General features: G+C 69.9%; 12 protein-coding genes and 1 pseudogene. 2 read left to right on the top strand and 11 right to left on the bottom strand.

What is annotated here, in order from left to right; all coding sequences use genetic code 11:
• The 9 genes and pseudogenes from VGD44_RS00990 to VGD44_RS00950 all read right to left on the bottom strand — a co-directional run.
• Positions 1 to 462 (bottom strand): annotated as a pseudogene (locus VGD44_RS00990) (phenylalanine--tRNA ligase subunit alpha); the annotation flags it as partial.
• A gap of 107 nt (positions 463 to 569) precedes the next feature.
• Positions 570 to 926 (bottom strand): 50S ribosomal protein L20, encoded by a 357-nt coding sequence (rplT, locus tag VGD44_RS00985; RefSeq protein ID WP_331082940.1) that lies wholly within the window; start codon positions 924 to 926, stop codon positions 570 to 572.
• 18 nt (positions 927 to 944) lie between these two features.
• A complete protein-coding gene (gene rpmI, locus VGD44_RS00980) occupies positions 945 to 1,145 on the bottom strand; it encodes a 50S ribosomal protein L35 (RefSeq protein WP_293483771.1) in 201 nt (66 codons plus the stop codon).
• 124 nt (positions 1,146 to 1,269) lie between these two features.
• Complete coding sequence (locus VGD44_RS00975; RefSeq protein ID WP_331082935.1) at positions 1,270 to 2,460, bottom strand: MFS transporter; 1,191 nt, start codon at positions 2,458 to 2,460, stop codon at positions 1,270 to 1,272.
• Positions 2,447 to 3,685: an MFS transporter gene (locus VGD44_RS00970; protein ID WP_331082933.1), complete on the bottom strand. Its 1,239-nt coding sequence runs from the start codon at positions 3,683 to 3,685 to the stop codon at positions 2,447 to 2,449. Before VGD44_RS00970 ends, VGD44_RS00975 begins: the two co-directional genes overlap by 14 nt.
• Positions 3,686 to 3,778: 93 nt before the next feature.
• Positions 3,779 to 4,648 (bottom strand): subclass B3 metallo-beta-lactamase, encoded by an 870-nt coding sequence (gene bla / locus VGD44_RS00965; RefSeq protein WP_331082931.1) that lies wholly within the window; start codon positions 4,646 to 4,648, stop codon positions 3,779 to 3,781.
• 9 nt (positions 4,649 to 4,657) lie between these two features.
• Positions 4,658 to 5,179, bottom strand: a complete 522-nt coding sequence (infC, locus tag VGD44_RS00960) for a translation initiation factor IF-3 (RefSeq protein ID WP_331082929.1) — start codon at positions 5,177 to 5,179, stop codon at positions 4,658 to 4,660.
• 107 nt (positions 5,180 to 5,286) lie between these two features.
• Positions 5,287 to 6,273: a glycosyltransferase family 9 protein gene (locus VGD44_RS00955; RefSeq protein ID WP_331082927.1), complete on the bottom strand. Its 987-nt coding sequence runs from the start codon at positions 6,271 to 6,273 to the stop codon at positions 5,287 to 5,289.
• A complete protein-coding gene (locus VGD44_RS00950) occupies positions 6,273 to 7,436 on the bottom strand; it encodes a glycosyltransferase family 4 protein (RefSeq protein ID WP_331082925.1) in 1,164 nt (387 codons plus the stop codon). The genes VGD44_RS00955 and VGD44_RS00950 overlap by 1 nt, the downstream gene beginning before the upstream one ends.
• A gap of 62 nt (positions 7,437 to 7,498) precedes the next feature.
• Here VGD44_RS00950 and VGD44_RS00945 point away from each other — a divergent pair, with 62 nt between their 5' ends.
• Positions 7,499 to 8,242, top strand: coding sequence for an alpha/beta hydrolase (locus VGD44_RS00945; protein ID WP_331082923.1), 744 nt, complete (start codon positions 7,499 to 7,501; stop codon positions 8,240 to 8,242).
• Here the strand turns inward: VGD44_RS00945 and VGD44_RS00940 are convergent.
• Positions 8,239 to 9,102, bottom strand: a complete 864-nt coding sequence (locus VGD44_RS00940; protein WP_331082921.1) for an SDR family oxidoreductase — start codon at positions 9,100 to 9,102, stop codon at positions 8,239 to 8,241. The two genes, VGD44_RS00945 and VGD44_RS00940, sit on opposite strands and share 4 nt — an antisense overlap.
• Positions 9,103 to 9,150: 48 nt before the next feature.
• A complete protein-coding gene (locus VGD44_RS00935) occupies positions 9,151 to 10,020 on the bottom strand; it encodes a UTP--glucose-1-phosphate uridylyltransferase (protein ID WP_331082919.1) in 870 nt (289 codons plus the stop codon).
• A gap of 158 nt (positions 10,021 to 10,178) precedes the next feature.
• On the opposite strand from VGD44_RS00935, the gene VGD44_RS00930 reads away from it, so the two are divergent.
• A partial coding sequence (locus VGD44_RS00930; protein WP_331082917.1) for a hypothetical protein occupies positions 10,179 to 10,376 on the top strand: 198 nt, incomplete at its 3' end.

Here is a 10,376-nt window from a genome sequence, read left to right as displayed (position 1 = left end):
CATCTCCCGCGCCGGGTGCTTGGGCGGGAAGTTGAGCGCCGTGAAGTTGTGGAAGTCGTCCTCGATGTCCGGGCCCTCGGCGAGCGAGAAGCCCATCTCGGCGAAGACGGCGATCATCTCGTCCAGCACCTGCATGGTGGGGTGGACGCGGCCCTTGCGCTCGGGCGGCGGCGGCAGCGAGAGGTCGACCCGCTCGGCGGCCAGCTTGGCGTCGAGCTCGGCGGTCTCCAGCAGCGCCCTGCGGGCGGCGATGGCGGCTGCCACGGCGTCGCGGACGCCGTTGATCCTCGGGCCCTGCTCGCGGCGCTCGTCGGGTGTCATCTTGCCCAGGGTCTTGAGCAGTTCCGAGATCGAGCCGGACTTGCCGAGCGCCTCGACGCGGATGGCTTCCAGGGCGGCCAGGTCGGCGGCCGTCGTGATGCGGCCGGCGAGGTCGGCCTCGAGTTGGGACAAATCAGTCATGAGAGTCAGGTGTCCTAGCTTCACGGGGTGAAGAGGGCCACGAAAAAGCCCTCCGGCGGTTCGGCCGGAGGGCTCTTCAAGCTTCAGGGTCCAGACAGACCCAGGCCTCAAGCCAGCGCGGCGCGAACCTTGTCGGCGACGGCCTTGAAAGCGGCTGGATCGGCGCCGGCGATGTCGGCGAGGACCTTGCGGTCCATTTCGATCCCGGCCTTCTCAAGGCCGTGAATAAACTGCGAGTAGGTGAAGCCTTCCAGGCGGGCCGCGGCGTTGATGCGCTGGATCCACAGCGAGCGGAAGTTTCGCTTCCGGACCTTGCGGTCGCGGTAGGCGTACTGGCCGGCCTTGTCCACAGCGGCCTTGGCCGTGCGGATGGTGTTCTTGCGGCGCCCGTAGAAGCCCTTGGCTTGCTCGAGGACCTTCTTGTGCTTGGCGTGGGCGACAACGCCCCGTTTCACGCGTGCCATCTGTCAGTGTCCTTCCGCTTAGAGGCCGTAGGGGAGCCAGGACTTGATGATCTTGGCGTCCTGGTCGGACATCACCTTGGTCCCGCGGTTCTGACGGATGTACTTGCCGTTGTGGCTGATGAGGCGGTGGCGCTTGCCGGCGACGCCGGCCTTCAGCTTGCCAGACGCCGTCATCTTGAAGCGCTTTTTCACGCCCGACTTGGTCTTCAGTTTCGGCATTTCACTCGGGAGCGGTAAAGCGCCCGTCCTCTGGTCGTGTTGATGAACCGCCATGGCATGCCTTGGGGCCAGGCGGTTCCGAAGGGGCGGGCTAGTACGCGAAAGGCGGGGGAAATGCAAGGCGCTACGCCAGCTTCGGCGCCCGCTGCACCACCGCCCAGGCGAACCACAGGGCCGGCAGGATCATCAGCGCGGAGAAGGCGAAGGGCGCGCCCGGCGACACCACGGAGAAGAGCTGCCCCGCCACCACGGGACCTCCGATCCGCGCCAGGGCCATGGCGCTGGTGTTGAGGCCCAGCATCTCGCCCTGCCTGTCGGGCGGCGCCGCGCGCGAAATCAGGGCCGAGACGTTCGGGAAGCAGATCGACTGGCCGAAGCAGACGAACAGGAAGCCCAGCATGGCTACATGCCAGGTGGGCGAAAGGCCCTGGGTCGCGACTCCCAGGAGGATGAAGGTGAGGCCGCCGGTGAGCGTCATCGCCTCGCCGTAGCGCTGGACCAGGCGGCCGTTGAGGTAGCCCTGGAAGAACGCGCCCATCAGCCCGACCACCATGAAGGCCAGCCCGATCTGGCGCGGACCCCAGCCGAAGCGTTGCTCGGTCCACAGGCCATAGGTGGCCTCGATGCCGGCGAAGCCGATCACCACGATGCAACTGATGATCACCACGCGGCTGATGATCGGATGGGCGAAGCCTTCGCGGATGCGCGCCGTCTGCACGCGCTTGACGGTGGAGGCGCCTTCCGGCCGGTGTTCGCGCACGAACAGGATCACCGCCAGCGCCGAGGCCAGCGCGAAGCCGGCGGCGACCAGCAGCGGCAGCTGGAAGCCCAGGGCGCCGCGGCTGGGTTGGGCGAGCAGGCCCCCGATCGCCGGGCCGGTGGAGAAGCCGGCGCTGAACGCCGCGGCCATAAGGCCCATGCGGCCGGCGCGGCGGTCGGGCGGGGTGATGTCGGCGAGCGCGCCCTGCAGCGTCGAGATGTTGCCGGCGAAGACGCCGTTCACGAACCGCAGGGCGAACGCGACCCAGATGTTGGGCGCGAAAGCGAAGGCCACGTAGGTCAGGCCCACCATCGAGATGGTGACGATCAGCACCGGCTTGCGGCCGATGCGGTCCGAGAGCTTCCCCCAGAACGGCTCGCCGACGAACTGGCCCACCGAGAAGGCCGAGAACAGCAAGGTCACCTGCCAGGCCGGCGCGTCGAAGGCGAGCGCGAAGAAGGGCAGCAGTGGGATCACCAGCCCGAAGCCGGCGATCATCAGGTAGATGACGGCCAAGAGGACGATCAGCGCCCGGCGTTCCTCACTCGGCGGCACGGCGGGTCTCCTCGACCCTGAAGGCCTGCGCGCGCCGCCCGGCCGCCAGCGCGATCCAGATCGTGGGCGCGACGGCCAGGGCGCCTATGACGAAGGGGGCGTGGATGCTGGGGCCGGCGAAGCTCAGGTTGGCGCACATCGGCCCCACCACCCGGGCCAGCGCGCCCATGGCGTTGTTGAGGCCCAGGATCTGGCCCTGCCGGTGCGGGTCGGCGGTCTCGGAGATCAGGGCGCTGACGTTGGGCCACGCCACCGACTGGCCCACGGCGCTGAGCGTCAGGAGCGCGATGGTCATGGGCCCGCTCGCGGACAGCGGCTGCAGCGCCATGCAGACCATGGTGATCGCCATCCCCGCGGCAAGCATCCGGCCCTGGCCATAGCGCTCGGAAAGCGGGCCGGTGACGAAGATCTGGGTGATGGCCGAGGCCACGCCCACCACGGCGAAGGCCCAGCCGATCTCCTGCGGGCCCCAGCCGTAGCGCGCCAGCGTCCAGAGGCCGAAGACCGACTCGATGCCGGTGAAGGCGAAGCCGACCAGGAAGGTCAGCAGCATGAGCGGCCCGACCACCGGATGGCGCGCGGCCTCGCCCGTGGCGGCCCAGCGGTTGGGGCGGTGGCTGGCGCTGAGGTCGCGTTCGCGGCTCTCGCGGATGATGAGCGCGATGAAGACGGCCGACAGCAGGAACAGGCTGGCCGAGATGAGCAGCGGCAACTGGAAGCCGATCGGCCCGGCGCTGGGCCGCGCGAACACCCCGCCCATGAACGGGCCCACGATGAGGCCCACGTTCCACGCCGCGCCCATGTAGCTCATCGAGCGCGTGCGCTTCTCGGGCGGCGTGACGTCGGCGATGTAGCCCTGGATGATCGACCCGTTGCCCGAGAACAGGCCGCCCAGAAGTCGGATGCCGACGGCCGCCATGGCCGAGGGCGCGAACGCCAGCGCCAGGTAGCAGAGGCCGTTCGCGGCGATGGTCATGATCAGGAGCGGCTTGCGGCCGTACTTGTCCGAAAGCCGGCCCCAGAAGGGCTCGCCGAAGAACGTGCCGATCGAGAAGGCCGAGAAGATCAGCGCGATCTGCCAGGGCTCGGCGTCGAACGACTTGGCATAGAAGGGCAGCAACGGGACGATGATCCCGAAGCCCAGCATGTTCAGGAAGATGATGCCGATGAGTGACAGCGCCGCCCACGGAGGCGGCGCGGCCTCCCGCGGCGGCGTATCGGACATGTGAACGGTGTTAAGCCGCGGCGCCGGGACGGGCAAGCTTGGGGCGCCACGTTACGCCAATCGCCCGCGCGACGTTGGCGCGGGGCCACACCCCTACGGGTTCTGCCGCTTCAGCTCGGTGCGGAACGCTGCTTCGGCCTTGGCGTAGAATGCCCTGCAGCCCGCCGGGTCGACGAAGGCGTCCGGCTTGCCGCCGGCGAGGGCTTCGCGCTTCTTGTTCATGTCGAAGAACGCGCCGTGGGAGGCCAGGAACACTTCGCAGGGCAGGGCCTTCCAGGTGGCGAAGCTCTTCTCGTAGGCGGCGGTGATGCCGGGGTAGGTCTCGACGCGGCCCAGCTTGTAGCCCGGCAGCACGCTGGACGAGCAGTGGACCAGCGCCTGGCGGACCGTTCCGGCGACCTTCACGGGGAAGGTCCAGGTGGTGCAGCCGGCGGTGTGGCCGCCTGTGACCCGTGCGGTCAGGGTCCACTCGCCGAGGGTGACCTTCTCGCCGCCCTTCAGGGTCTTCGCCACCGGAACGGGTTCGTACTCGTACTGCGCGCCTTTCAGGTAGGGGTCGCCCTTGCCGCCGGCGGCGATGATCGGGCCGTCGGCGGCGCTGGCGTAGAGCTTCGCGGCGGGCGCGGCCTTGCGGATCTCGGCCAGGCCCGCGGCGTGGTCGTAGTGCTGGTGGGAGTTGAGCAGGATCTTCACCTGCGCCGGGTCGAAGCCCAGGGCGCGGATGTTGGCCACGACCTGCTTGCCAACGGCCTGGTCGCCGCCATCCAGCACGATCAGGCCCGCCTTCGAGACGAACAGGTAGGACGTGAGGTCGTAGGCGCCGACGTAGTAGAGGCCTTCGCCGATCTTGAACGGTTTGACCGGGTTGGCCCAGGTGGCCGGGTTCTGTGCGGCGGCGGGCGAAACGAAAGCGGCCGCCCCAAAGACGACCGCGCTCAGAACTCGATACGCTGTGGCTTTCACCGGGTCTCGCTACCGCGGGGCCAGGATCATGATCATCTGACGGCCTTCCATCCGGGGCTCGTACTCGACTTTGGCGATAGGCTCGAAGTCGGCTTTCACCTTCTGGAGGAGCTTCATCCCGAGTTCCGGGTGGGCGAGCTCGCGACCGCGGAAGCGGAGGGTGATCTTCACCTTGTCGCCTTCCTCGAAGAAGCGGTGCATCGACCGCGCCTTCACTTCGTAGTCGTGGATGTCGATGTTGGGGCGGAGCTTGATCTCTTTGATCTCCACCACCTTCTGCCGCTTACGCGCCTCGTTCTTCTTCTTCTGTTCCTGGAACTTGAACTTGCCGTAGTCCAGGATCTTGCAGACGGGCGGATCCGCGTTCGGCACGATCTCGACCAGGTCGAGGCCGGCTTCCTCAGCGGCTTCGATGGCGGCAGACGTGGGCATCACGCCCTGTTTCTCACCGTGCTGGTCGATGAGCAGGACACGGGGAACGCGGATGTCTTCGTTCATGCGCGGCCCTTCCTTTACGGGCGGCGCTTGCATGGGGCGGCGAATAGGCAGTGCTCCGGACTGTTGAAACGCAAAAAACGCCGGGTCGCGAGAGCGCTCCGGTCGTTAGGGCCAGTATATGACGTGCGGGCCCCGCCGTATCAAGGCGCGGAAGCGGGGGAGGAGGTCAAAGAGTTGGCCGCCTGCGCTACTTGCGCCACAGGAAGGTCGGCGAGGTTGTCGGCCCGCAGGATCGCCACCCGTCCGCGGGGCGCCGAAAGCGCCGGGTCCGAGGCCTTCGAGAAGAGCACGATGGTAGGAGCGCCACCGGCGGCGGCCAGGTGCAGCGGGCCGGTGTCGTTGCCGATGGCCAAGGCGGCCCGCGATCCCAGCATCGCGATGCTGGCGAAGTCCGTGCGGCCGGTGAGGTCGCGGGCCCGGGGCGTCGCGCGCTGGATCGCGTGGGCCAGGTCGGTCTCGGCCGGACCGCCGACCACGACGATGTCGAAGCCGCGGCCGTAGAGGATGCGGGCGAGCTCGGAGTACTTCTCCACCGGCCAGCGCTTGTCCATCCGGTGCGCCGAGCCGCCGGGCACGAAGATCACGTAGGGCCGCGGCCGGTTGGCCCCGGGCACTGGGCGCTCGGGCGGCCGGGCCTTGGCGATCCAGGACAGGTCGGGCGGCGGCGCCGATCCGGGCTCGGTGGGCGCGTCGGGCCATATGCCGGCGTACATCAGCTGGTCGGCCTGGCGCTCCAGGGTGTGCATGCCGTTCCGCAAGGGGTTCCTGTGCGGCATGGAGCAGCCGAACGCGACGCCCGACCACGGCGGCGGGCTTGGCCGCAACAGCTGGAAGATGCGGTTCGACTGGGCCGAGGTCTGCAGGTCGTAGACCCGGGCGTAGCCGGCGTCCTTGATCCGTTTCCGCAGCGCCACCCACTCGGGGAAGCTCTCGGGCCGCCCCCCGGTGTCGACGGCGTTGAAGTAAGGGCAGATCTTCGCCAGCGCCTCGAACGGCGGCGTCGTCAGGAGCGTGATGTGCGCCTTGGGATGGGCCTGGCGGATCCGCTTCATGGCCGCGAGCGCCAGGACGAAGTCGCCCAGCGCCGACAGCTTGATGACCAGGATACGCTCGACGACACGGGGCATCAGGCGCGGGCCTCCAGCACCCGTTCGTAGGCGGCCAGCGTCTGCGCGCACATGGCCTCAGCGGAATAGAGCTGGCGGGCCCGCTTCTTGCCCACCTCGCCCATTTCCTGCCGCTTGGTGGGCCCGAGGTCGATGGCCGCGGCGATGGCGTCGGCCCAGGCGGCGGCATCGTCGACGGCGACCAGCCAGCCGGTGACTCCGTCGAGGATCGTCTCGGTCACCCCGCCGTGGTTCGAGGCGATGACGGGGCGGCCCATGGCCTGCGGCTCGACCGCCGCGCGGCCGAACGACTCGGGCACCGTCGTGGGTAGGATGGCGAGGTCGGCCAGCAGGTAGGCGGCCGGCATGTCGTCGCAGTGGCCGACGATCTTGATGCTGTCGGCGAGCCCCGAGGCGTCGATGGCGGCCTGCAGCTCGGCCGCGTAGCCGGTGCGGCCCTGGTCGTCGCCGGCGAAGAGGATGAGGAAGTCGCGCCGGCCGTGCGCGGCCAGCCGGCGGGCTGCGTTGACGATGGTGAGGTGGCCCTTGATGCGCGTGAGCCGGCCGGCCAGCAGTATGCGGGTGCGGTGGTCGCCGTCGGCGATACCCCAGGCGGCCCTGAGCGCGTCCACGCGCGCGGGCGGCGTGAAGGTGGGGTCGAAGCGCGCGAGGTCGACGCCGCGCGGAATGGTGACCAGCCTGGCCGGATCCACCTTGTGCTCGGCGATCACGTGCTCGCGCGTGTAGTCGGAGTTGGCGATCACCAGGTCGCCGCGGGTCATCACCGCATTGTACCAGCGCTTCAGACCCGACTGGGCCTTGTAGACCCCGTGGTAGGTCGCGATGAACGGAGTATCCGTGACGTGGGCGGCCCAGAGAGCCGAGAAGGCCGGCGCCCGGCTGCGGGCGTGGACGATCGAGACGTTCTCCTGGCGGATCAGGCTGACGAGCCGCGCCGCGTTGCCCAGCATGGTCAGCGGGTTCTTGGTCTGAACCGGCATCTGGGCCAGGCGGCCCCCGTCGGCCTCGAGCCGCGCCGCCATCCGCCCGCCCCGCGTGGCCACGAGCGCGACGCCGCCGGCGCGCACCACGGCCTGCGCCACGTCGATGGTGCTCTGCTCGGCGCCGCCGGTCTCCAGCTCGGGGACCACCTGCAGCAATGTGAAATCGGGGGGTAGCGACACGGGGCCTTTGTCTAGACTGTTTCGCAGGCGCGCAGAACAGCGCGGGACGGTAAGACGAACACATGGAAACGAGCGGACTCCTCGAACGCCCGGATGGCGAGCGTGTGGCGTGGAAGAAGGTCGACGGCGACGGGCCGACCGTCGTCTGGCTGGGCGGCTTCAAGTCGGACATGACCGGCACGAAGGCGCAGGCGCTGGCCGAGTGGGCCGAGCGGCGACGGCGCGGCTACGTGCGGTTCGACTATTTCGGGCACGGCGCCTCCACCGGCGACTTCGCGGCCGGCACGGTCAGCCGCTGGCGGCGCGACGCCATGGCGGTGATGGCCGAGTTGACCCAGGGCGACCTGGTGCTGGTGGGCTCGTCGATGGGCGGCTGGATCGCGTGCCTGGCGGCGATGGTCATCCCGGAGCGGATCCGCGGCATGGTGCTGGTGGCCCCGGCCCCCGACTTCACCCAGAAGCTGATGGGCCCCGAGATCCCGCCCGAAGGCCGCGCCGCGCTGGAGGCCGACGGGGTCTGGATGCGCCCCTCGGAGTATGGCGACCCCTATCCCATCACCCGCAACCTGCTGGAGGACGGCGCCCGCTGGTCGATCCTGGGCGGCGAGCCGATCCCGCTCGAGATGCCCGTGCGCATCCTGCAGGGCGGCGCCGACCCCGACGTGCCGTGGCGCCATGCGCTGGAGCTGGCCCAGGCGCTGAAGGGGGAGGACGTGGTGTTCACGCTCATCAAGGACGGCGACCACCGGCTCTCGCGGACGCACGACATCGAGCGGCTGATCCGGGCGGTGGAGGAGTTCTTCTAGCGCTCCGCCGCGAGGATCGCCGCCAGTCCCTCGCGATACGTCGGATAGGCCGGTCGCCAGCCGAGCTCGGCCTTGGCCAGCGCGTTCGAGACGCGCTTGCTCTCCGCGTAGAAGCGCAGGGCGGCCGAGGAGAGATTGGCGTCGGCGAGCGCGATCTCGGGCGGCGGCTCCGTCCCCAGCAGCCGCGCGGCGTAGGCGATGACGTCCGAGTTCGGGGCAGGCTCGTCGTCGCAGAGGTTGTAGGTCCCGCCGGCGCGGGGCCGGGCGATGGAGGCTTCCAGGCCGGCGGCGAGGTCGTCGACGTGGATGCGGGAGAACACCTGCCCTGGGGCCGAGACGCGCCGGGCGGTCCCGGCGCGCAGGCGGTCGAGGGCCGAGCGTCCGGGGCCGTAGATGCCGGGCAGGCGGAAGATGGTGACCGTGAGCCCCATGCCGCGGCCCACGTCCAGCCAGTCGCGTTCGGCCCCGACGCGGCGCGCGCCCTCGACCGACTGGGCGGCCAGCCGGCTGGCCTCGGTGACCCAACCGCCGTGACGGTCGCCGTACACCCCGGTGGTGGAGAGATAGCCGATCCAGTCGGGGAAGGCGTTCGCCTCGGCCAGCGGGCCCACGAGGTTGTTCAGGCCGGGACAGCCCTGCGCGCCCGGCGGGGCGGTCACCAGCAGCGCCCGGGCGCGGCCGAGGGCGTCGGTGACGCCGGCGCGGTCGCCGAGGTCGATGGGCGTGTGGCCGTCGGCGGCGATGCGCGCGGCGCTCTCTTCATCGCGGTGCGTGGCCGCGACCGTCCAGCCCTTCGCCGCCAGCCGGCGGGCCAGCGCCTGGCCGGAGAAGCCGTAGCCGAAGAGAACGAGGGTGCTCACGGGTGCTTCTTAGCGCGGGGCGCGCGCCTCACCACCCGTCATGGAGCGCTACAGCAGCTCTCCGATCGCCTTGCGGGCCGCGTCGGCGAGGTCGGGGCGGGCGAGGGCGAAGGCGACGTTGGCGCGCAGGAGGCCGATCTTGTCGCCGCAGTCGAAGGTGGTCCCGTCGTATTCCAGGGCATGGAAGTCCTGGGTCTTCATCAGGATGGCCATGCCGTCGGTGAGCTGGATCTCGCCGCCCGCGCCGCGCTCCTGGGTCTCGAGGATCTCGAAGATCTCGGGCTGCAGGATGTAGCGGCCGGAGATGAAGAGGTTCGAGGGTTCGGTCCCTGGCGGCGGCTTCTCGACCATGCCGGTCATGCGGTTGAGCCGGCCCTCATGTCCGTCCAGCGCCACGATGCCGTACTTGTGCGCCTCGCCTTCCGGGGCGGGCTCGACGACGACGACGTTGCCGCCGGTCTTCTCGTAGGCGGCCACGGCCTGCGCCAGGGCCGGCGGGTCGGCCTGCATCAGCATGTCGGGCAGCAGGACAGCGAAGGGCTCGTCGCCGATCACGTGGCGCGCGCACCAGACTGCGTGGCCCAGGCCCAGGGGCGCCATCTGGCGGATGAAGCTCATCTGGCCGGGCTCGGGCAGGTCGCGGCGCAGGTCCTCCAGGATGTCGAGCTTGCCCTTGGCGGCCAGCGCCTGCTCGATCTCGGGGATGGCGTCGAAATAGTCCTCGATCGCCGCCTGGCCGCGGCCGACGATGAAGACCATGTGCTCGATGCCGGCGGCGCGCGCTTCCTCGACGATGTAGCTGAGGATCGGGCGGTCGACGACGTTCAGGAGGTTCTTCGGCGTGGTCTTGCCGGCGGGCAGCACCCGCGTTCCCAGCCCCGCCACCGGCAGCACCGCCTTGCGCACAGGCTTGCCCATTCACACCCTCCGAAACGCACCCCGGGCCTCCCTAAAGTGTTCCGCGGGAGCGCGGGAGGATTTTTGGGGATGCCGTGACGATCACGATTTTGAGAACGCACGAAGTTGTGTAACGTCGCCCCCGTCAGGGGGATTCACCCCCACGGGGAGCCTACCTCATGAAGCTTCGCATTCTGACGATCGCTACCGCCGGTGTCCTGGCTCTGAGCCTGGCTGCCTGCCAGAAGAAGGAAGAAGCCGCCGCTCCGGCCGCCGACGCCGCCGCTCCGGCTGCTGACGCTGCTGCTCCGGCTGCGCCGCCGGCCGACGCCGCGGCCGCTCCGCCCGCCGACGCCGCCGCCCCGCCTGCCGCGGAC

The organism is Phenylobacterium sp., from assembly GCF_036402295.1.
GTDB lineage: Bacteria > Pseudomonadota > Alphaproteobacteria > Caulobacterales > Caulobacteraceae > Phenylobacterium.
The sequence above is the reverse complement of the archived record's forward strand: the minus strand, read 5'-3'. Positions and strand labels throughout refer to the sequence as shown.

Coding starts and splice junctions, on each gene's coding strand:
- VGD44_RS00935 (WP_331082919.1), bottom strand. CDS start 10,020: ATGGGCAAGCCTGTGCGCAAGGCGGTGCTGCCGGTGGCGGGGCTGGGA.
- rplT (WP_331082940.1), bottom strand. CDS start 926: ATGGCACGCGTGAAACGGGGCGTTGTCGCCCACGCCAAGCACAAGAAG.
- VGD44_RS00945 (WP_331082923.1), top strand. CDS start 7,499: ATGGAAACGAGCGGACTCCTCGAACGCCCGGATGGCGAGCGTGTGGCG.
- infC (WP_331082929.1), bottom strand. CDS start 5,179: ATGCAAGCGCCGCCCGTAAAGGAAGGGCCGCGCATGAACGAAGACATC.
- rpmI (WP_293483771.1), bottom strand. CDS start 1,145: ATGCCGAAACTGAAGACCAAGTCGGGCGTGAAAAAGCGCTTCAAGATG.
- VGD44_RS00970 (WP_331082933.1), bottom strand. CDS start 3,685: ATGTCCGATACGCCGCCGCGGGAGGCCGCGCCGCCTCCGTGGGCGGCG.
- VGD44_RS00955 (WP_331082927.1), bottom strand. CDS start 6,273: ATGCCCCGTGTCGTCGAGCGTATCCTGGTCATCAAGCTGTCGGCGCTG.